We start from the raw sequence: 20,806 nt of genomic DNA, 5'->3' as shown, positions 1-20,806 counted from the left end.
CGACAGCGTCCGTGGTGTTCGCAGCGCGAGAACCGGTCGAAGCCCTGTTGTCATCGCGCGGCGAAACGGGGAAGAGCGTGTCGATGACGTTCGAACAGGATGAAACCGTGACCGTTTCCGATACTCTCCCCTTGGTCGTCGGCATCGGCGGCACGATCGGCGGCGTCTCGTCGACCGAGCGTGCACTCCGCATCGCGCTCGATGCGGTCGAGAAGCAGGGCTTTCGCACGCAGATGTTCGGGGGCGCCGACATGGCGCGGCTACCGCTCTATGATCCGAAGGCGACGACGCGCACCGCAGACGAACGCGCGTTCGTCGAGGCCGTACGCGGTGCATCGGCGGTGATCATCGCGAGCCCGGGCTATCACGGCAGCATCTCGGGCGTGGTGAAGAACGCGCTCGACCTGCTCGAGGAAACCGCGCGCGACGAGCGGCCGTATCTGGCGGACATGCCGGTCGGGTTGATCGCCACGGCGTATGGCTGGCAGGCGACCGGCAGCACGATCGCGGCGCTGCGCTCGATCGTCCATGCGTTGCGCGGGTGGCCGACGCCGTTCGCGGCCGCGATCAACACGCAGGTGACGAAGTTCGACGACGAGGGTGGCGCGAACGATCCCGCGGTGATCGAGCAATTGTGCTTGGTCGGGCGTCAGGTGGCGCGGTTCGCGCCGTTGTCCGAGCCGGCGAACTAACAGGTTCGGGCTATCGTCTGTTCGCCCTGAGCGCAGTCGAAGGGCATGCCCCAAGCGAGGGTGCTTCGACTTCGCTCAGCACGAACGGGGTAGGGGAGTTCTGAGGCTTGGTACCCGCTACCGCACCGCCGCGCGGAGGGTGGCGCGGACGCCGGTGTGGGTCGGGTCGTATTCGACGATCGACTGCAGGCTCTGCGCCATCGCGCGGATCAGCTTCGTGCCGAGCCCGGTGCCGCGCGGCGTCGCGTCCTCGGGGATGCCGCAGCCATCGTCCTCGACCGCGAGCAGGAAGACGTCGTCGTCGATCCGGCGGAGCGCGACGCGGACTTCGCCGCCGCTGTTGGGGTAGGCGTATTTGCACGCGTTGGTGACGAGTTCGGTGACGATCACGCCGAGCGACACCGCGCGGTCGGTGGGCAGGCGGATCGGTTCGGCGGCGAGGCTCAAGGCGCGGGGGAGCGCCTCGGTCGACCAGGTCTCGGCCAGTTCGTCGACCAGCGCGCCGAGATATTCCTGCATGTCGACGCTCTCGACGTCGTTGCTGGTGTAGAGCCGGCGGTGGACCTGCGCGATCGCCTGGATGCGGCGCTGCGTATCCTCCAGCGCCTCACGCGCGGAAGGGTCGGTCAGCGCGGTCGCCTGGAGCCGGACCATCGCCGAGACGAGTTGCAGCGAGTTGGCGACGCGGTGGTTGACCTCGCCCAGCAGCGCCTCTAGCCGCGCGTTGCTGGCCCGGAGGTCGGCTTCGGCGGACGCCTTTTCCTGTTCGAGCAGGGCGCGGGCGCGGACCTGTTCGAACGAGGCGGCGAGAAGGTCGAAGAAGTCGTCGCCGACGGTCTTCACGACGTAATCGGCGGCACCGGCCTTCAGCGCGGCGACCGCGATGCGGCCTTCCTCGGAGCCGGTGACGTACACGACGGGGGGCGGATCGGGCAGGCGGCGGAGCGCTTCCAATGTTTCGAGGCCGTCCATCCCAGGCATGTAATGGTCGACCGCGATCAGGTCGAAGCGCTGGGCAGCAGCCTTCACGACGCCTTCAGCCCCGGTCTCGGCCACGGTCATCCGGTAGCCGCGGCGTTCGAGCGCACGCGCCGCCAGCCGCCGGATCCCGGCGTCGTCGTCGATGTAGAGGACGCGCGTTTCGCTCACTCGGCTTCGGGCACCTGGATCACCGACAGGAACAGCCCGAGCTGGCGGATCGCCTGGGCGAAACTCTCATAGTTGACGGGCTTGGTGATGTAGACGTTGCAGCCGAGATCGTAGCAGCGCTCGATCTCGACCTTGTCGTCGGTGGTGGTGAGCACGACGACGGGCGTGCGCTTGAGCGGGCTGCCCTCCGCCTTGATCCGGGCGAGGATGTCGGTGCCGCTCATGTCGGGCAGGTTGAGATCGAGCAGGATCATCGCGGGGCCGCTTTTTGCGGGGCCATCGGCGGCGTTGAACAGGAAGTCGAGCGCGCTGGTGCCGTCGGTGAAGTGACGGATATCGTTCAGGATGCCGGCGCGGCGGATGTTCTTCTCGATGAGGCGGGCATGACCCTCGTCATCCTCGATCATCACGATACCGACGGTCTTGTGATCGTTCATGCTGCGTCCTGGATGGTCATGTGTGTCGGCAGGTTGAGCCGGAAGGTCGCGCCGTCGCCGAGCGTCGACTGCACGTCGATCGTGCCGCCCAGACGATAGGCGAGTGCGCGGACATGCGCGAGTCCGATGCCTTCGCCCGGCTGGTCCTGCGCGCCCGAGCGGCGGAACAGGTCGAACACGCGCTGATGATCGCGTGGATCGATGCCGCGGCCGTTGTCGACCACCGACAGGATCACGCGGCCGCGTTCGGTATGGCCCTTGACCGTGATCTCGCCGGGGCGGCCGGGTTTCAGATACTTGGTCGCGTTCTCGATCAGGTTCGACAGGATCTGTTCGAGCGCGAGGCGATCGGTGACGATCGTGGGCATCGGCCGCTCGACGCGGACCACGGCGCCGCGATCGTCGACGATGTGCTGCATCGCGCCGACGATCGTGTCGACCAGCTGCGCGGGGTCGATATGCTCGGGCGCGATCGTCCGGCGGCCTTCGCGCGCGAGTTTCAGGATGGCGTTGATCAGCCGGTCCATCTTCTGCGTCGACGTGCGGATGAAGCCGATCGCCTCGGGCAGGTCTTCGCGCGCCGCCAGCCGTGCGTCTTCCGTCAGGATGTGCGGTGCCTCGGCTTCGGCGCGATCGACCAGCTCGGCGAGCGGCCCCGCGGCGGTCGCGAGTTCGGCGGTGAAGCCCATCACGTTGACCAGCGGCGAGCGCAGATCGTGGCTGACGATATAGGCGAAGCGCTGGATTTCCTCGTTCGCGCGGCTGAGGTCGGCGGTGCGTTCCGTGACCTGCTCTTCCAACGTCTCGTTGAGGGTGCGCAGGCTGTCGCGCGAGGTGGCGAGGTCGGCGGTGTAGCGGCGGATCAGCAGGACCGCGAGGATCGCGACGATCAGCAGCAGCGCTGCGGCGAGCCCGGCGACCGAGAGGAACAGTGCGCTGGTGCGTTGCTGGCGTTCGGTGCGGATCGCGAGCAGGCGGACTTCGTCGGCGGCCATCGCCTGGAGGCGGTAGCGGATGCCGCGCATCAACGGCACGCTGGCATCGACCGCGAACCGACGCTGCGCCTCGGCGATCCGGCCCGAGGCGACCAGGGTCATCGACTGCGTCCGGAGCGCGCGCAACTGGACGAAGCGCGGCTCGATCAGCGCGAGGCGCGCGATCTGGTTGGGGTTGTCGCGGGTTAAATGGCGCAGCTTGCGGATCGACGGGACCAGGTTGCCTGCGGTTCGCGCGTAGGCGGCCGCGAACAACGGCTTGCCGGCGAGGATGTAGCCGCGCCGCGCGGTCTCGGACTGCTCCATCTGGATCTGGAGCGTCGCGACCGCCTGGCGGACGTCCTGCGTGTGGAGGATCTCGGCGGTATAGGTGCGGTTGCGGATGGTGATCCAGCCGATCGCGATCGCCGCGGCGGCCAGCGCGATGAAGCCGAGCGTCATGAACGCGACCAGCCACCGTGCGACCCGCCCCTCCGACGACGGTAATTTCAAGCGTACGCGGACCATAGGGGGAGGGGTGTAGGCGGGGGGAGGTCGTTACGCCAGCGATACTGACGCGTCCGCAGAGACGACCATATTGATCTAGAGCAGCAGGTCCTGCGCACTCGCCTTGCCGACGCGACCGCCGCCGCTGCGCCGGTCCATCTCGTGGTTGGCGGTGAAGCGGATATCGGGATCGCGGTCGGTCATGAACGCCATCAGCGTCTCGTGATCGAGCTCGGACCATTCCTTGCCGCGGTCGGGGCCGTAGCGGACGCGCGGGATCAGGCCGGGGTCGCGCGACCATTCGACGAGCTGAGCGAAGCTCGCCTCGTTGAGCATGTCGCGCAGGTGGAACGCGGTGACGTAGGCGTCGGGGAACGCACGGTGAGCGGGGAGTCCGCGCTCGTGCTCCATGCCGTGGGGCCTGCGCCAGTAGCGCAGTACCTGGTTGGAGAAGCTCGGCGAGTCGGGCCAGAGGCGGAGCGCGCATTTCCACGTGCAGATCCACTCGGCGTCGCGGGTGAGCGCGGGCGTGCAGAATTTCTGCTCGAAATCGGCGCGGTGCGCGGCGAGCGCGAGCCGGCGCGGCCACGGGTCGAGCACCTGGCGCGCACAGTCATGCCAGTACGGCGCGTCGGCGACATGCTCGTCGAGGATGTGGTGGATCGCCTGAGTCACCGGCGGGATCAGCCGGCCAGGATTGACGAGCAGGCTGCCGCCTTCGCCGTAGATCTCCCAGCGGCCGTCCTCGCCGAGCGCGACGTCCTGCCAGCCGATCTCGCAGACGCCGTGCGCGGGCGGGGCCGAGCCGGTGGTCTCGAGGTCGACGACCCGGATCATCTGGGGTTGCGGCCTAGGCTTGGAATATGCGGGCTTGGGGTAGGGGGGCGCCATGCCCGCCATGTGGGGACAAAAGCGCGCTTAATCCAGCGCGTATGAGTCGTCCACGTCGAGTTCGCGGACGCCGCGGCGCTGGCGGGCGCGGTCGACCAGTTTCCGCAGGCCTTCGCGACGGTCCCGCGCCATCGGGATGTCGCGGAGCGTGAACTCGCCGCCGCTGGTCGTGCGATCGCTCGAGGTGAGGATGATCGTGCCGATGTCGGTCATCTGGTTGAGGAGGGAGTAGCCGAGGCGGACGTCCTTGATCCGGTAGAGCTCGATCTCGTCGATCGTCTTGAACAGGATGCCGCGCTTGATGATCAGGCGCTGGTCGGTGATCTCGTAGCTGGCGCTGCGGTTCTTGAGCCAGCGGACGCCGATGATGACGAAGCCCACGCCGGCGAGACAGGTGAGGAGGGTGCCCCAACCGGCAAAGCTGCCGAGTAGCCAGCGGCGCGTGCTGGAGCGAAATTCGTCGACTGGGCGCTCCACTTGGGGACTCCTTGGGGTGGTGGTCGGTACGGTAGGCGAGGGGGATGGTGAGTCAATCATGTGTGGCTGTCGTCCGGATACAGCCGCCGCTCGCCACGTCGTCGTCATCCCCACGAACGCGGGGATCCATATCCTCCGGACGGTTGCGATCCCTTGGAAGGCTAGCCAGTCTGGGTTCCCGCCTCCGCGGGAATGACGGGGGAGGGGGCGGCACTGCACGGCTCGCCGCGAGGTGCTCGTCTAATTTTGGGAGCGCCCTCTCCATCAGCACCTCCCCGGCGGAGGCCGGGGTCTAGTTGGGGGACGTTGCGAACGGAGCGGAGCGCTTCGTTGTATCCACCTTTCCAGCTGGGCCCCGGCCTTCGCCGGGGTGGTGCAATTCTCGCGGTTAGCGTCGCGTTACACCGCTTGCCGACAGATGCGCATCTACCTCGGTTAGCAGCGCATCGAGCGCTGCCTGGTCCTTTGCCTCAGCGCGCACGGTCAGCATCGCCTGCGTGTTCGAGGCTCTCAGCAACCACCACCCGTCGGCGGTCGTCACCCTGGCACCATCGGTCAAGTCCATCTCCGCACCCTCGGATTTCAACCGCGCGATCACCGCGTTCACCACCGCGAACTTCCGCGCATCCTCGACCGGAAAGCGCAGGTCCGGCGTCGCCACCAACGCCGGCATCGCATCGCGCAATTCAGTCAGCGACCGGCCCGACAGATGCACCGCGCGGATCAGCCGCACCGCAGCATAGTGCGCGTCGTCGAAGCCGTAATATTCGCCCGCGAAGAACAGGTGGCCGCTCAACTCGCCGCCGATCGGTGCGCCGGTGCGGGTCATCGCGGTCTTCATCAGGCTGTGGCCTGTGGCGGCCATCACCGGCTCGCCGCCCAGTTCGGCGATACGGTCGAACAACGCCTGCGAGGACTTCACATCCGCGACGATCGGCGCGCCGGGGTGCTCGCGAAGCGCAGGTTCGACCAATATGGACAGGATCTGGTCGCCCCAGATCACCCGTCCCGAGCCGTCGACCGCGCCGATCCGGTCGCCATCCCCGTCGAAGGCCAGTCCGAAATCGAGGTTCTTCTCCGTGACCAGGCGTTTCAGATCGGCGAGGTTCGACTCTTCGGTAGGATCGGGATGATGATTGGGAAAATTGCCGTCGACGTCGGCGAAGATCACATGATGCTCACCCGGCAGCAATTGCACGAGCTTCTCGATCACCGGGCCGGCGGCGCCGTTCCCCGTGTCCCAGCCGATCCGGTACGCGCCGCCCGCATAGCCGGCCATCAGCCGGCCGACATACGCGTCGAGGACGTCTGCGGTCGTAACCTCGCCCGCGCCTTCGCTCCACGCGCCCGACGCGGCGAGCGCGGCGAGGTCCTGGATGTCGTCGCCGAAAAATGGCGCGTGGGCGTGCACCATCTTGAAGCCGTTATACTCGGGGGGATTATGGCTGCCGGTTACCTGGATGCCGCCATCCACTTCTAGCGTGGCTTCGGCGTAATAGAGCATCGGCGAGGTGCTGAGCCCGATGCGGACCACGTCGACGCCGCCGGCGATGAGGCCGGACACGAGCGCGGCTTCGAGTTCGGGCGAGGAGTTGCGGCCGTCATAACCGACCGCGACGCGTGTTCCGCCAGCGGCGCGGATGCGGGTGGCGAAGCCTCGGCCAATCGCAACGGCGTCGGCGGTGCCGAGCGCTTTGCCGACGATCCCGCGGATGTCGTATTCGCGGAGCGAAGTCGGGTCGAACTGGTGGGTCATTGGCCTGTCTTTCCGTTCGTGCAGAGTTTGTCCTTCGACTTCGCTCAGGACGAACGGCGGTTTGAGGTTAGCGGGCGCGCTTCAGGAGGAGGTCGCGCGCGGCGTTCACTCGGCGGGTCAGGTCGGTCGAGCCGCCGCGGTCGGGGTGGACCGAGGCGATCAGGCGGCGGTGGGCGCTGCGGATCGCGTCGGCGTTCGCGCTGCTGTCTATGCCGAGGATCGAGCGGGCCTCCGCTTCATCCGTTACGACGCGCTGCTTCGGCTTGGGGCGGAGATAATGCCACGCCGCCCAAATAAACAGCGCGGCGACGATCCACTTCACGCAGCGACGTCCGGCGCTTGCTCGACAACTTCGGGCAATTGTAACGCGGCCATCATCTCGCGCAATTCCTGGCGTGCCGCGACATGCGCGAGGCCCATGCTACCGAACGCCTTCGCATCGATCATCGTCAGCCCTGCGGGGAACATCTCGCGGTAGATCACGCGCTCGCCGAGTCCCGGGATGATCCGGAAACCGACGCGCTTGGCCAGTTGCGCCAGTGCATCCGACACGCGGCGCATGTTGCGCGCCTCGATATGCTGGAGGCGGTTGCGCAACACGACCCAGTCGATCGTGGTGCCATCGGCGCGCGCGCGCTGTTTCCGCGCATCCCAGATCAGTTCGGAATAGAAACTCGGGCGGGTCACCTGATAGGTCTCGGGATCGACCTGGCCGATCAGGTCGAAGTCGACGAAGCTGTCGTTCATCGGCGTTACCAAGGTGTTCGCCAGAGCGGCGGCGGTGCGCGCGAACGGATCGTCGCGGCCCGGCGTGTCGACCACCAGGAAGTCCGAGCCTTCGCAGAGCGAGTGCCACAGGTCCTCGAACTGATCCTCGCTCTGGTCGGACAGCGTGGCGTGGCGCGGCATCGGCAGCACCGAGCCGTTGCGCCTCATCGTCTCGGCACGGTTGTCGAGATAACGTCCGACGGTGCGCTGGCGGTGATCCAGATCGAGACACGCGACGCGCGCACCCTTCGCGGCAAGCGCGATCGCGACGTGCACCGCAGTCGTCGACTTGCCGGTGCCGCCCTTCTCGTTGGCGAACACGATGACGTGCGTCGAAGCTTGGGGTGAGTCGGGGCCCGTGGCCAACGCGCGTTTCCTTATTGATCGTAACAGTCACCCTTCATAGAAGCCGCGACCGCACTTATCGAGTAGGAGTTTCACGTGGACACCGTCCGGGACCTTAATGCGTTGCGCGAAAGCGTCGCCGCCTTCCGTGCGGCGGGGCAGCGCGTCGCGCTCGTCCCGACGATGGGCGCGCTCCACGCCGGCCATGTCGCGCTGATCGAGGCGGCGAAGCGGCCGGGGACGAAGGTGGTCGCGTCGATCTTCGTCAATCCGACGCAGTTCGGCCCGAACGAGGATCTGTCGCGCTATCCGCGGCGCGAAATGGCCGATATCCGGATGCTCAACGAAGCCGGGTGCGACCTGCTCTGGTTGCCGTCGGTCGAGACGATGTATCCCGACGGGTTCGCGACGTCGGTGCGGGTGTCGGGTGTCAGCGATGGGTTCGACGGCGCCTCGCGTCCAGGCCATTTCGACGGTGTCGCGACGGTCGTGTCGAAGCTGTTCAACCAGGTCGGGCCCGATGCGGCGTATTTCGGCGAGAAGGATTACCAGCAGTTGGCGGTCGTCCGGCGGTTCGTGGCGGATCTCGACTTTGCGATCGATATCGTCGGGGTGCCGACGCAGCGCGACGACGATGGCCTGGCGATGTCGTCGCGCAACATCTATCTCGACGACGAGCAGCGGAAGCAGGCGGTGGCCTTGCCGCGAGCCCTCGGCGTCGCGGCGCGGGCGATCGCGAAGGGCGAGGACGTCGAGTCGGTGCTCGACGATGCGCGGACGACGTTGGTCGGGGCGGGGTTCACGATCGATTACGTCGCGCTGGCGGATGCCGAGACGCTGGCGGAGAACCCTGCGGCGGAGCGTCCGCGGCGGTTGCTGGCGGCGGCGCGGATGGGCGCCACGCGCTTGATTGATAACATCGCGATCGACCGTCCGGGCGACTTGTAAAAAGCAGACGTTAACCCATTAACCATTTCGTAGCCCGAATCACGGCAGTCTGTCCTCACGAACATTGGGGGCAAGACCATGGGCAGCAGTTTCAAGACCGCGAATATTACGATCGAACGCCGTCTGGCGGATGCCGCGCGCGGCGACGACCGGGCGTGTTACGAACTCGGGATGGTGTATTCGACGGGGACGTCGGGCGTCGTCCTCGACCTGATCGAGGCGCACAAATGGTTCAACCTGGCGGCGGTGTCGGGGAACGTCGCCGCACAGGAATGCCGCGCGGAGATCGCCGAGGACATGACCGCGCGGGAGATCTCGGTGGCGCAGCGTGCTGCGCGGGATTGGATGCAATTGACGCAGCGCCGGGCTGCTTAAGTTGAAAACTCCCCTTCCCCTTCCCCTTCCCCTTCCCCTTGCGGGAGGGGTTGGGGGAGGGGCTTACCGCGAACGTCGCGTTCGTGGGGTATTTCGGTCCCTCCCCTAGCCCCTCCCGCAAGCGGGAGGGGAATTAGGCCTCTGCTTTCTTCTTTGGGGCGGCTTTCTTGGCGGGGGCCTTTTTAGCCGCGGCCTTCTTGGCTGGAGCCTTCGCCTCCGCCGCGTCCTTGGCCGGTGCCTTCTTCGCCGCCGGCTTCTTGGCGGGCGCTTTCTTCTTCTTCGTCGCGGGTGCCGCGGCGGCCCGCGCGTCGATCAGCGACGCGGCTTCCTCAAGCGTCAGCTGGTCCTTCTCGATCGACTTAGGCAACGTCGCGTTGGTCGTGCCGTCGGTGACGTACGCGCCGTAGCGGCCTTCCATCAGCTTGATCTCCGCCTCGGTGCGCGGATGGTTGCCGAGAACCTTGAGCGGCGCCTGAGCCCCACGCGCGGTGCGTCCGCCGCCGGCTGCGGCTTCCGCAAGCTTTACGACCGCGGCGTTCATGCCCGTCTCGAACACGTCCGCGGTCGTCTGGAGCCGCGCGTATTTGCCCGCGTGCTTCAGATACGGGCCGAACTTGCCGATTGTCGAGATGATCGGTTCGCCAGTCTCGGGATGGTTGCCGACCGTCCGCGGGAGCGACAGCAGCTTGACCGCCCATTCCAGGTTCAGCTCGCCGATGTCCTTCGGGATCGACGCCATCTTGCGGTCTTCGCCTTCGCCGATCTGCAGATACGGGCCGAAGCGTCCCGACTTGCGCTCGATCGGCTGGCCCGTGTCGGGGTGCGTGCCGAGCGTCGACGGGCCGGCATCCGCCTCGGCGTCGCCACCGGGCTGCGCGAAGCGGCGCGTGTATTTGCACTCGGGATAGTTCGAGCAGGCGATGAACGCGCCGAACTTGCCGCCGCGCAGCGCCAGCTGGCCTTCGCCGCAATTGGGGCAGAGACGGGGATCGCCGCCGTCCGCCTTGGCCGGGAAGAGATACGGCGCGAGGAAGGTGTCGAGTTCGGCGGTGATCGCCGACGGTTGCTGCTCCATAACCTCGTTGGTGCGCGGCTTAAAATCGCGCCAGAACGCGTCGAGCACCGACTGCCACTGCGCGCGACCGCCGGAGACGTCGTCGAGTTCCTCCTCGAGCTCGGCGGTGTAGTCGTAGCCGACATATTTCTCGAAGAAGCGTTCGAGGAACGCCGTCACGAGGCGCCCGCTCTCCTCGGCGAAGAAGCGGTTCTTCTCGATCCGGACATAGGCGCGGTCCTTCAGCGTCTTGATGATCGACGCGTAGGTGGACGGGCGGCCGATGCCGAGTTCCTCCATCCGCTTGACCAGCGAGGCTTCGGAGAAGCGCGGTGGCGGCTGGGTGAAGTGCTGCTCCGCGTCGACCTTCTTCTTGGCGGGCGCATCGCCTTCGCGCATCCGCGGCAGGCGACGCGCGTCCTCGTCGGCGGAATCGTCGGACCCTTCCTCGTACAAGGCGAGATAGCCTGGGAACAGCACGACCTGTCCGGTGGCGCGGAGGATGTTGCGGCCGGTGCCGTCGGCCATCTCGACCGTCGTGCGCTCCATCCGCGCCGACGCCATCTGGCTCGCCAGCGCGCGCTTGAAGATCAGGTCGTAAAGGCGCGCGTGATCACCGCCGCCGGCCTTGTCCTTGCCGAAGTCGGTCGGGCGGATCGCCTCATGCGCTTCCTGTGCGTTCTTCGCCTTCGACTGATACTGCCGCGGCTTGTCGGGGACATAGCTCGCGTCGAAGCGGTTCGCGACCGCCAGACGCGCGGCGCTGATCGCGCTCGAGTCCATCTGCACGCCGTCGGTACGCATGTAGGTGATCGCGCCGTCCTCGTAGAGCCCTTGCGCGATCCGCATCGTGTGATCCGCCGAGAAGCCGAGTTTCCGCGAGGCTTCCTGCTGGAGCGTCGACGTGGTGAACGGCGGTGGCGGGTTGCGACCGGCGGGCTTGGTCTCGACCGACTGGACCGAGAAATTGCCGTCGAGCACCGCCTGCTTGGCGCGCAGGGCATCGCCTTCGTTGCCGATCGACAGGCGGTCGAGCTTGTTGTCCTCGAACTGCGTCAGGCGCGACGTGAAGGCGGTGCCGTCATGCTCCATCTCGGCCGTGACCGACCAATATTCCTGTGGCTTGAAGACATCGATCTCGCGCTCGCGCTGGACGATCAGGCGCAGCGACACCGACTGGACGCGGCCGGCGGACTTGGCGCCGGGCAGCTTGCGCCACAGCACCGGCGACAGCGTGAAGCCGACCAGGTAGTCGAGCGCACGGCGGGCGCGGTAGGCGTCGATCAGGTCGTCGTCGAGCTCGCGCGGGTTCTTCATCGCCTCGGTGACGGTGGCCTTGGTGATCGCGTTGAAGGTGACGCGTTCGACCTCCTTGGGCAGCGCCTTCCGTGCGCGCAGCACTTCGCGGACATGCCACGAAATCGCCTCGCCCTCGCGATCCGGATCGGTCGCGAGGATCAGGCGGTCGGCGACCTTGGCGAGATCGGTGATCGCCTTCAGCTGCTTCGACTTGTCCGCGTAATTCTCCCACGTCATCGCGAACGCATCATCGGGATCGACCGAGCCGTCCTTGGGCGGCAGGTCGCGGACATGGCCGTAGCTGGCCAGGACGCGGTAATCGCTGCCCAGATACTTCTCGATGGTTTTGGCCTTGGCAGGCGATTCGACGATGACAAGCTGCATGGGGAAACCGGGGTCCTTACGTGTACGCGTACGAGGGTGACGGCGTCGGGGTAGCCGCGTCAACCCGCAGTGGGTTCAGAGTGACGTGCAAGAGGTGCGGTCGCGAGGACGGGATTTCCAGAGGGCGGGTACCGCGACGACGGCCTGAGCACCGCGTGTACCGAAAAATCACGCTGTCTCGCGACCGCAATGATCGCGGTGTACTTCCAGTCATGGCTCGCATCGTTCTCGCCACCATCGGCTCGCTGGGCGATCTGCATCCGTTCATTGCGATCGGCAGGTCACTGGTGGCGCGTGGCGAACGGGTGGTGCTGGCCGTGCCCGAGGATCATTTAGACAAGGTAAGGGCCGCCGGACTCGAGGGGGCATCGATCCTGCCGAGCTTTGCGGCGATCTGCACGCGGCTGGGCCTGGACGATACCGAGGCCGCCGCGAAGGTTCTCGCCGACCCGGATTTCGTGATCGACGAAATCCTGATGCCATCGTTGCGCGCCAGCACCGCCGCTCTGGATGCTGTGGCCGATGGGGCCGATGCACTGGCCAGCTCGACCTTCGCATTCTCGGCCGCGATCGTCGCCGAGAAGCGACGGCTGCCGCTGGCGACCATCATCCTTCAACCGATGACGCTGTTTTCCGCGTGGCAGCCGCCGGTCGCCCGACAGTTCGAACTGATGCGCCATCATCCGCAGACCCGCGTGGGCCATGGCTGGAACAGCGCGCTTCTGTCGCTGGCGCGAACCGTCCTGCGCCGACGGTATGCCAAGCGAATCGATGCGGTGCGCGCCGAACACGGGCTCGGCCCCGGAAAGGGGGCGCCAATGCTCGATTATGGCCCGGCGACGGCAGCGATCCTGTGTTGTTGGTCCTCGGCATTGGGCATGCTCCCACCCGATGTAGCGAGCACGGCATCACTGACCGGCTTTCCCTTCTTCGATAGCGAGTCCGGCGCGGACGAGGCGCGTGCGCCCGAACTGGAGGCGTTCCTGGACGAATGCCGGCGGGCGGATGACGCCCCCCTGATCTTCACGCTGGGATCGTTCGCGGTCGTATCGGCAGGTCGCTTTTACGAAGACGCAGCCGCCGTCAGTCGGAAGCTTGGCAAGCGCGCGCTTCTGCTGACGGGGCGACCGGGGCCTCCGCGTCGCGACGGTGACTGCCTGTCCATGCACTACGCGCCGCATTCGACGGTCTTCCCCGAGGCCTCGGTGGTGGTTCATCATGGCGGGATAGGAACGACGGGCCAGGCACTCCGAGCAGGCCGCCCGCAGATCGTCGTTCCGCACTTCGGCGATCAGTTCGACAACGCTGCACGGCTTGAGTCGGCGGGCATCGCCCTCACGATCAAGCGCCAACGGTTTGGCGACGCGCATACCGCCAGCGTCATCGCGCACGTCCTATCCAATGCGGCGATGGCGCAGGCGGCGCAGGCGGCAGCGGATGTCGTCGCAGGCGAAGATGGCGCGGCGACCGCGGCGGACCGGATCGCACGCCTCTGTTCGTGATGCATGCCGACGGAGGTTGGCCACTTCGCCGGATTTGCGAACGTTAGGCGAGGCTTACGCGCCCGCCCGCATGGCGTTCGAGCCGGCCGCCAAGTTCGAGTTCGAGCAGGACCGTTTGGACCACAGCCGGAGTCAGGCGCGACTGGCGGAGGAGTTCGTCGATCGCGACCGGGACGGGGCCGAGCAGGTCGGTGATCCGGCGGCGGTCGGTGTCGCTTGCGTCCTCCGGTGACGAGGCGGCGTAGGTTTCGATCGGGGAGCGGACCGAGCGCGGGTCGAACGGGCGGATCTGTTCGAGGATGTCGGCGGCGGACTGTACCAGCGTGGCGCCTTCGCGGATCAGGAGGTTGCAGCCTTGCGCGCGGGGGTCGAGCGGGCTGCCGGGGACGGCCATGACTTCGCGGCCGGATTCGTTGGCGAGCCGCGCGGTGATGAGCGAGCCGGATTTTGGGACGGCCTCGACCACCACTGTGCCGATCGCGAGGCCGGCGATGATGCGGTTGCGCGAGGGGAAATTGCGCGCCTTGGGCTCGGTGCCGGGGGGCTGTTCGGCGAGCAGCAGGCCTTCGGTGGCGATGCGCTCCTGCAACGCGGTGTTGTCGGGCGGGTAGGCAATGTCGATACCGCTGGCGATGACGCCGATCGTGGCGCCGCTCGAGCCTGCACCCAGTGCGCCGATATGCGCGGCGGTGTCGATGCCGCGGGCGAGGCCGGAGACGATCGTCGTGCCTTCCTCGGCGAGTTGCAGCGCGAGCTGGCGGGCGAAGCGGCAGGCGGCAGCCGACGCGTTGCGCGCGCCGACCATCGCGATGCAGGGGCGGCTGGCGTGCGCGATATCGCCGCGGAGGATGAGCGCTGGGGGCGCGGTCTCGATCTCGGCGAGCAGGCGGGGATAGTCCGGGTTGTCGAGGAAGAGGTAGCGTGCGCCGAGCCTGGCGGTGGCGGTCATTTCGCGTTCGGCGAGCGCTGCGTCTGCGATTTTCGGCGCGCGTCCGCCGCCACGCTGGGCGAGCATCGGGAGTGCTTCGATCGCGGCGTCGGCGCTGCCGAAGCGGGCGATGAGCTGGCGATAGGTGACCGGTCCGATCCCGGTCGTGCGGATGAGCCGAAGTCTTGAGACCGTCGGGTCAGTCACTCTTTTGCCGGTTGGAGCCAATGCGCGGCTCGGTGCCCGAGAACAGGCGTTCGATGTTCTCGCGGTGCTTCCACAGGACGATCAGCGCGAGCGCGAGGAGCAGCAGGACGAGGTCGAAGCGACCGAACAGCGCGGCTGCGAACGGCGCGCTGAGCGCGGCGGCCATGCCCGCGACCGAGGAGATGCGCAGGCCCGCGAGAAGTCCCAGCCAGACGACCGCGTAGACCAGCCCGAGCGGCCAGTGCAGCGCGACGACGATGCCCATGAGCGTCGCGACGCCCTTGCCGCCCTTGAACTTCAGCCAGATGGGGTAGCAATGGCCGATGAAGGCTCCGGCCGCTGCGAGCAGCGCGTTGCCGGGGAACAGGTGTGCGACCAGAAGCACGGCAACCGCGCCCTTGGCCATGTCGAGCAGCAGCGTGGCGGCGGCGAGACCTTTGCGGCCGGTGCGCAGAACGTTGGTCGCGCCGATGTTGCCCGAGCCGATCGTGCGCAGATCGCCCGCGCCGCCCAGCCGCGTGAGGATGACGCCGAACGGGATCGAGCCGAGCAGATAGCTCAGCACGAGCGATAGCGTGGGCGCGACCCAGAGAATTTCCGTCTGCAACTATGTCCCCCGTTCTGGAGGGGCTTATAAACGACGCGGGGCTGACGGCAAATGGCCTGAGGTTGTAGCAATCGCCGGCCCAGCGATCGACGCGCTCCCCTCCCTGGAAGGGAGGGGCTGGGGGTGGGTTGGCCGGCTTGTGGTGCAACGTCGCCGGCTACGGAAACCAACCCACCCCCGACCCCTCCCTTCCAGGGAGGGGGGCAGGTCCCTCTGGTTTACGGGGGGTGATCCGTTCTAAGAGCCCGCGCATGGACACGCGCCCCATCTTGTTCTTCGATTCCGGTGTCGGCGGGTTGTCGATCGTCGGTCCGGCGCGCGCGGCGCTACCCGATGCACCGTTCGTCTATGCCGCCGACTCGGCCGGGTTTCCGTATGGGACCAAGAGCGAGGCGGAGATCGCGGCGCGGGTGCCGGTGTTGCTGGGGCGGTTGGCTGAGCGATATCGACCGCGGTTGATCGTGATCGCGTGCAACACCGCCTCGACGATCGCGCTGCCGGTGGTGCGCGCCGCGCTCGATCTGCCGGTGGTCGGGACGGTGCCGGCGATCAAGCCCGCCGCGCTGCTTTCGAAGACGCGGACGATCGGCGTGCTGGGGACCGAGGCGACCGTGCGGCAGGCGTATGTCGATGATCTGGCGGCGAAGTTTGCGGGCGATTGCACGGTGCTGCGCTACGGCTCGGCGGCTCTGGTCGAGATGGCCGAAGCGAAATTGCACGGCCGAGTCGTCGCGCCGGAACGCTATGCAGCGGTGCTAGATGGCTTGTTTTCGCAGCCCGGCGGCGACGCGATCGACGTGATCGTCAATGCCTGCACGCATTTTCCACTGGTGGAAGCGGAGCTTGCGGTCGCTGCTCCCGGCGTGCGCTTCGTCGATGGCGGACCTGGGATCGCGCGACGGATCGTGCATCTCATGCAGGGCGAATCATGGTCGGGAGCGGGGGAGGGTGTTGCCGTCTTCACCCGGTTGGGCGACCAGGAGCGCGCGCTCGGACCCGCCTTGGCGGCGCACGGGTTTGGCAGGATCGAGCAGCTTTAAGCGCTGACCTGGGACAATGTGCCACCTTGCGTCGCGGCCGCATCGTGGCAATGTGCTGCCAGGATGAGGAAAGCGATCACCGTAAGAGCGGTATTGCGCTGGAAACGAGTGAAAGCGAGGCGTAGTGCCCAAGCCTATGATTACCAACGGCATCACGGCAACGGATTCCACCTTGGGTCCGCGAGTCGATTATTCGCGCGTGTTCACGCAGGCGATCGACCGGTTGCATGCCGAAGGGCGCTACCGCGTGTTCATCGACATTCTCCGCAACAAGGGTGCGTTTCCGAACGCGCGCTGCTTCGCCGGGCATAACGGGCCGAAGCCGATCACGGTGTGGTGCTCGAACGATTACCTCGCGATGGGCCAGCATCCTAAGGTGATCGCGGCGATGGAAGAGGCGTTGCACGACGTCGGTGCGGGCTCGGGCGGCACGCGCAACATCGGCGGCAACACGCATTACCATGTCGACCTGGAAGGCGAACTTGCCGACCTGCACGGCAAGGAAGCGGCTCTGCTGTTCACGAGCGGGTACGTCTCGAACGAGGCGACGTTGGCGACGTTGGCCAAGGTGCTGCCGGGCTGCATCATCTTTTCCGACGAACTGAACCACGCGTCGATGATCGCGGGCATCCGCAATTCGGGCTGCGAGAAGCGCGTGTTCCGCCACAACGATCTCGCGCATCTCGAAGAGCTCCTCGCGGCCGAAGATCCGGGGGCACCGAAGCTGATCGCCTTCGAGAGCGTGTATTCGATGGAAGGCGACATCGCGCCGATCTCCGCGGTGTGCGACCTAGCCGACCGGTACAACGCGCTGACCTATTGCGACGAAGTCCATGCGGTCGGGATGTACGGCGCGCGTGGGGGCGGCATTTCGGAGCGGGACGAGGTCGCGCACCGGATCACGATTCTCGAGGGGACGCTGGGCAAGGCGTTCGGCGTGATGGGGGGCTATATCGCCGCCGATCGTACGATCGTCGATGTGATCCGCTCGTACGCGCCGGGGTTCATCTTCACGACCTCGCTGTCGCCGGTACTGGTCGCTGGCGTGCTCGCGAGCGTGCGGCATCTGAAAAGCTCGAGCGTCGAGCGCGAGGGGCAGCAGGCTTCCGCGGCGATGCTTAAGGCGATGCTGAAGGACGCTGGGCTGCCGGTGATGATCGGTGATACGCATATCGTGCCGCTGATGGTCGGCGATCCGGTCAAGGCGAAGAAGATCAGCGACGTGCTGCTCGCCGAATACGGCGTGTACGTGCAGCCGATCAATTACCCGACCGTGCCGCGCGGTACCGAGCGGCTGCGGTTCACGCCGGGTCCTGCGCATACCGAGGCGATGATGCGCGAACTGACCGATGCGCTGGTGGAGATCTGGAGCCGGCTGGACTTGCGCAAGGCGGCCTGAAGTCGGTCCCGCCGAGGCGGGGCCACATTGGTCAATCGATCGTGATCGTGCCGTCAGTGCTCGGCACTTCGAGTGTTTCGCCGAAACCTACCGAACGGAATCGCGTGTAATCGCCTTCCAAAGGTTTGGCGTAGACATGGACGACGGAGCGGTTTCCATCGACCACCCAGTAATGCGGGATGCCGCCGCTGGCGTAAGCGAAACGCTTCATCGTGGTGTCGCGAGCCACCGACGTTTCTGCGACCTCGATCACGAGCAGAAGGTCGTCGGCGATCAGCAGGCGATTGCCTTCCACGGGTTCGCGCAACACGGCCAAGTCGCAGCCCAGCACGGTGTCGTTCCCGAGGTCCACGCCTACCTCGCCCATGATCCGGGCTTCGGGTAACAATCGCGACAATCGAATAGCGATCTTGGCTTGGCGCGCGGCATGCGCCGTTTGGGGTGGGTTCATCCGTTCGAGTTCCCCATCGACCAGTTCGACTTTGATGTCGTCGAACGCGCCGGACTCACCCATGCGCAGGAACTCGGCGGTCGTGAAACGCGCCCTAGTCTGCTGATCGGTGCGGAGAATAACGGCGGATTTATTCATGGCCGAGTCGTACCACGAATCCGAGGCTCCTACGAGTCGCCCGGCAAACCGTTAAAGCGCGGCGGCCAGCATGGTCAGGACGCCGAGGCCGAGCGACAGGGGTATGCGCAGGGCCATCCAGCCGGGTGGTGCGATGCCGGCGCGTACGAGAGCGCGGTCGACGAGCAGCGCGGCGATCAGGCTGATGCCGAGCACGACCAGCGACGGGCCGGGCCAGCGCAGGCCGACCATCCAGGGCCAGGCGGTGACCAGCGCGATCAGCGAGGGGGCGACGCTCGCGAACCAGAGCCAGCGCGGCGGCGAGTCGGTGCGCGCGGCGAGGCCCCACCAGAGACCCCCGAGGAAGCTCAGGATGATCGCGGCATAGGCGTAGGCGATCGCCAGCGCGGAGAACCGGCTTTGCGGATCGCCGCTCAGGAGCAACGCGACCGCCGCGAGTTGCGGGAGGAGGCCGCTTAGTCCGAGCAGGCGCGCGATCGGCGGGATGCCGCCGGCCGCGGCGGGTCGCTTGGTCATCAGACGCGCGCGACCACGCCGGTGGCGACGACCGGGCCGGTCGGCAGGCCGGTCGGCGAGCCGCCGAGCGGTTCGACTGAGATGGCGAGCGTCGCGCCGGGGGCTATGCGACCGCGATCGACGCCCTTGGGCGCGAGCGAGGTCGGACGGCCGGAGAGCAGGCCGAGCGAATGCGGCACGCCGTCGCCACCGATCACCCAGAGTTGCGCGACGCGCGCGTTCGGAACGCCGGGACCTGCGGCGACGCGGAGCGCGCCGTTTGCGGGATCGTACACTGCTGCAACCGGCGACTTCGCATCGCCGAGCATCGCCACAAGCACGCTGGTCGGGCGCGCGGCCGGTATTGAGGGGGCGATCGGTTGCGAGACGGGCACGGTCGGCTCTGGGCGGACCATGACGAACAGCAAAAGCGATGCGGCGATCGCGCTGGTGACGGCGGCGAGCGCCGGCCAAGCGAAGCGGCTCGTTTGCGCGGGGGCCGGGGTTCCATCGAGGCTTGCTTCGATCCGGGCTGCGAGATGTGGCGGCGCGGCGCGTTCGGGCCAGAGGTCGAACAGGACCGCCAGGCGCGACCGCCACCATTCGACTTGCGCGGCAAAACCGGGCTCGGCGAGCACGCGGCGCAGGGCTGCCCCGCGCTCCTCGCCTTCGAGAAGGCCGAGTGCGAGTTCGGCGGCGGCAACGTCCTCGGGCACGCTGGTGTCGGTGGTCGGATCAACCATCGAGGCAATCCTTCAGGCGGGCGAGACCGCGGCGGACCCAGCTCTTCATCGTGCCCAGCGGCACGGCGCGTTTGATCGCGAGTTCGGCGTAGGTAATGCCGTCGAAGAACGCGGTGCGGATCGCATCGCGCTGCTGCGGTTCGAGACCGTCGAGGCACTCGATCAGTTCGCGCGACGATTCGCTCGCCAGCATCCCTGCCTCTGCGCCCTCGCTGGGATCGGCGATGTCGGGTGCGTCGTCGAGCGGGCTCGTGCGGCGGACGCCCTGCGCGCGCTGCCAGTCGATGGCGCGGTTGCGCGCGATCGTCGCCAACCAGGTTATCGGGCTCGCGCGACCGGGTTCCCAGGCACCGGCGCGTTTCCAGATCGTGAGATAGACCTCGTGCAGCACATCCTCCGCGGCTTGGGCGTTGCCGCAGATACGGTGGGTGATGCCGAAAAGCTTCGCGCTGGTCAGCGAATAGAGTTCGCGAAACGCTTCGCGGTCCTCTTGCCCGGTGCGCAAGAGCACCTCGGACAGGTGCGCGCGGGCGGCGTCGGCGTTCGCCTGGGCGGCGGTGGCATGTGCGATAGTCACGTGCGGGAACCTAGCGGCTTAGCCCGTCGCGGCAATAGCCTTCGCCGGGCTTCACGGTGAGGCAGTCGGTTTTGCCGAACAGATATTTGAGCCCGGTCGCGTCGCCGTTGGTCGGGCGCAGGGTTTCTCGGATGCCTTTGCGATCGAACGATATCGTGTTGCCGGTCACGGTACCATCGAACTTGCCCTTGTCGTCGAGGTCCCACTGCATCGTCAGTGCATAGTGACCGGGGGTGGCGGTGGGGGCGACGTCGAGGACCATGCCTTCGACGCCGATCCAGCGGCCGGTGTAGTCGGGCGCTTTGGGCTTGGGGGCGGCGACCTTGCGCTCGACCGATCCGGCGGAGGTCATGTTGCCGTCGCTGCTGGTATCGGGGGCAGGGCCTGAGCAGGCGGTCAGCGCGGCGGCGGTTAGGAGGGTGAGGGCTTTCATGGACGTCTCCTATGGCGCGGGCGAGCGAGCCAGCATTGCGCTCCGTCATCCTGACGAAAGTCAGCACCCAAAGTAACGCAGAACGGCGCTTTGTAACCCTGGGTCCTGACTTTCGTCAGGATGACGGGGTGAAATGGGATGCCGTCGTCCCTCACGACCCGCGAACAGGTATGGCAAATTCCGGCTCGGGTGGGTATGGGGCTGGGCACCCGATCTCCCGTCACAGGATT

At 66.9% G+C, this 20,806-nt stretch carries 22 protein-coding genes; 6 read left to right on the top strand and 16 right to left on the bottom strand.

The window, feature by feature from the left end:
- The first annotated feature begins 83 nt into the window (after window positions 1-83).
- A complete protein-coding gene (locus ASF09_RS09410; protein ID WP_060526301.1) occupies window positions 84-692 on the top strand; it encodes an NADPH-dependent FMN reductase in 609 nt (202 codons plus the stop codon).
- A 117-nt stretch (window positions 693-809) separates the two neighbouring features.
- Here the strand turns inward: ASF09_RS09410 and ASF09_RS09405 are convergent, their stop codons facing one another.
- The 8 genes from ASF09_RS09405 to ASF09_RS09370 form a co-directional block, all read right to left on the bottom strand.
- On the bottom strand, window positions 810-1,841 hold the full coding sequence (locus tag ASF09_RS09405) for a sensor histidine kinase (RefSeq protein ID WP_060525975.1): 1,032 nt from the start codon (window positions 1,839-1,841) through the stop codon (window positions 810-812).
- Window positions 1,838-2,278 carry a response regulator gene (locus ASF09_RS09400; protein WP_060525974.1) on the bottom strand — a complete coding sequence of 147 codons (441 nt, stop codon included), beginning with the start codon at window positions 2,276-2,278 and terminating at the stop codon, window positions 1,838-1,840. The genes ASF09_RS09405 and ASF09_RS09400 overlap by 4 nt, the downstream gene beginning before the upstream one ends.
- Window positions 2,275-3,780 carry a sensor histidine kinase gene (locus ASF09_RS09395; protein WP_060525973.1) on the bottom strand — a complete coding sequence of 502 codons (1,506 nt, stop codon included), beginning with the start codon at window positions 3,778-3,780 and terminating at the stop codon, window positions 2,275-2,277. Before ASF09_RS09395 ends, ASF09_RS09400 begins: the two co-directional genes overlap by 4 nt.
- A gap of 75 nt (window positions 3,781-3,855) precedes the next feature.
- A complete protein-coding gene (locus ASF09_RS09390; RefSeq protein ID WP_235529772.1) occupies window positions 3,856-4,596 on the bottom strand; it encodes an exonuclease domain-containing protein in 741 nt (246 codons plus the stop codon).
- Window positions 4,597-4,677: 81 nt separating this feature from the next.
- On the bottom strand, window positions 4,678-5,127 hold the full coding sequence (locus ASF09_RS09385) for a PH domain-containing protein (RefSeq protein WP_060525972.1): 450 nt from the start codon (window positions 5,125-5,127) through the stop codon (window positions 4,678-4,680).
- 388 nt (window positions 5,128-5,515) lie between these two features.
- Window positions 5,516-6,883, bottom strand: a complete 1,368-nt coding sequence (gene pgmG, locus ASF09_RS09380; protein WP_060525971.1) for a phosphoglucomutase/phosphomannomutase PgmG — start codon at window positions 6,881-6,883, stop codon at window positions 5,516-5,518.
- Between the two features lie 67 nt (window positions 6,884-6,950).
- Window positions 6,951-7,205: a DnaJ domain-containing protein gene (locus tag ASF09_RS09375; RefSeq protein ID WP_056053349.1), complete on the bottom strand. Its 255-nt coding sequence runs from the start codon at window positions 7,203-7,205 to the stop codon at window positions 6,951-6,953.
- Entirely contained in the window at window positions 7,202-8,017 is an 816-nt protein-coding gene (locus tag ASF09_RS09370) for a division plane positioning ATPase MipZ (RefSeq protein ID WP_060525970.1), read from the bottom strand. Before ASF09_RS09370 ends, ASF09_RS09375 begins: the two co-directional genes overlap by 4 nt.
- A 75-nt stretch (window positions 8,018-8,092) precedes the next feature.
- Here ASF09_RS09370 and panC point away from each other — a divergent pair, with 75 nt between their 5' ends.
- Together panC and ASF09_RS09360 are read left to right on the top strand one after the other, a co-directional pair.
- Window positions 8,093-8,944, top strand: a complete 852-nt coding sequence (panC, locus tag ASF09_RS09365; RefSeq protein WP_060525969.1) for a pantoate--beta-alanine ligase — start codon at window positions 8,093-8,095, stop codon at window positions 8,942-8,944.
- Between the two features lie 78 nt (window positions 8,945-9,022).
- On the top strand, window positions 9,023-9,319 hold the full coding sequence (locus ASF09_RS09360) for a sel1 repeat family protein (RefSeq protein WP_060525968.1): 297 nt from the start codon (window positions 9,023-9,025) through the stop codon (window positions 9,317-9,319).
- A gap of 133 nt (window positions 9,320-9,452) precedes the next feature.
- On the opposite strand, the gene topA is transcribed toward ASF09_RS09360, so the two are convergent.
- Window positions 9,453-12,056: a type I DNA topoisomerase gene (topA, locus tag ASF09_RS09355; protein ID WP_060525967.1), complete on the bottom strand. Its 2,604-nt coding sequence runs from the start codon at window positions 12,054-12,056 to the stop codon at window positions 9,453-9,455.
- A 212-nt stretch (window positions 12,057-12,268) separates the two neighbouring features.
- On the opposite strand from topA, the gene ASF09_RS09350 reads away from it, so the two are divergent.
- Complete coding sequence (locus tag ASF09_RS09350) at window positions 12,269-13,558, top strand: glycosyltransferase (RefSeq protein WP_060525966.1); 1,290 nt, start codon at window positions 12,269-12,271, stop codon at window positions 13,556-13,558.
- 43 nt (window positions 13,559-13,601) lie between these two features.
- On the opposite strand, the gene dprA is transcribed toward ASF09_RS09350, so the two are convergent.
- Both dprA and plsY read right to left on the bottom strand, forming a co-directional pair.
- A complete protein-coding gene (gene dprA, locus ASF09_RS09345) occupies window positions 13,602-14,693 on the bottom strand; it encodes a DNA-processing protein DprA (protein ID WP_060525965.1) in 1,092 nt (363 codons plus the stop codon).
- A complete protein-coding gene (gene plsY, locus ASF09_RS09340; protein ID WP_060525964.1) occupies window positions 14,686-15,300 on the bottom strand; it encodes a glycerol-3-phosphate 1-O-acyltransferase PlsY in 615 nt (204 codons plus the stop codon). The genes dprA and plsY overlap by 8 nt, the downstream gene beginning before the upstream one ends.
- A 251-nt stretch (window positions 15,301-15,551) precedes the next feature.
- Between plsY and murI the strand changes: the two genes are divergently transcribed.
- The gene (murI, locus tag ASF09_RS09335; RefSeq protein WP_060525963.1) at window positions 15,552-16,340 is read left to right on the top strand and encodes a glutamate racemase; all 789 of its coding nucleotides are present in this window, start codon (window positions 15,552-15,554) and stop codon (window positions 16,338-16,340) included.
- 136 nt (window positions 16,341-16,476) lie between these two features.
- The gene (gene hemA / locus ASF09_RS09330) at window positions 16,477-17,739 is read left to right on the top strand and encodes a 5-aminolevulinate synthase (RefSeq protein ID WP_060525962.1); all 1,263 of its coding nucleotides are present in this window, start codon (window positions 16,477-16,479) and stop codon (window positions 17,737-17,739) included.
- 31 nt (window positions 17,740-17,770) lie between these two features.
- Here hemA and ASF09_RS09325 read toward each other — a convergent pair whose 3' ends face one another.
- The 5 genes from ASF09_RS09325 to ASF09_RS09305 are packed head-to-tail and all read right to left on the bottom strand — an operon-like array spanning window position 17,771 to window position 20,576.
- Entirely contained in the window at window positions 17,771-18,328 is a 558-nt protein-coding gene (locus tag ASF09_RS09325; protein ID WP_060525961.1) for a Uma2 family endonuclease, read from the bottom strand.
- 51 nt (window positions 18,329-18,379) lie between these two features.
- Window positions 18,380-18,844, bottom strand: a complete 465-nt coding sequence (locus ASF09_RS09320; protein WP_060525960.1) for a DUF3429 domain-containing protein — start codon at window positions 18,842-18,844, stop codon at window positions 18,380-18,382.
- Window positions 18,844-19,566 (bottom strand): anti-sigma factor, encoded by a 723-nt coding sequence (locus ASF09_RS09315; protein WP_060525959.1) that lies wholly within the window; start codon window positions 19,564-19,566, stop codon window positions 18,844-18,846. The genes ASF09_RS09320 and ASF09_RS09315 overlap by 1 nt, the downstream gene beginning before the upstream one ends.
- A complete protein-coding gene (locus ASF09_RS09310; RefSeq protein WP_060525958.1) occupies window positions 19,559-20,143 on the bottom strand; it encodes a sigma-70 family RNA polymerase sigma factor in 585 nt (194 codons plus the stop codon). The genes ASF09_RS09315 and ASF09_RS09310 overlap by 8 nt, the downstream gene beginning before the upstream one ends.
- A gap of 10 nt (window positions 20,144-20,153) precedes the next feature.
- Window positions 20,154-20,576, bottom strand: a complete 423-nt coding sequence (locus ASF09_RS09305; protein WP_156359302.1) for a hypothetical protein — start codon at window positions 20,574-20,576, stop codon at window positions 20,154-20,156.
- Window positions 20,577-20,806: the final 230 nt, after the last annotated feature.

This window comes from Sphingomonas sp. Leaf242 (assembly GCF_001422045.1).
Lineage (GTDB): Bacteria > Pseudomonadota > Alphaproteobacteria > Sphingomonadales > Sphingomonadaceae > Sphingomonas.
This window is presented reverse-complemented; position numbering and strand designations above follow the sequence as displayed.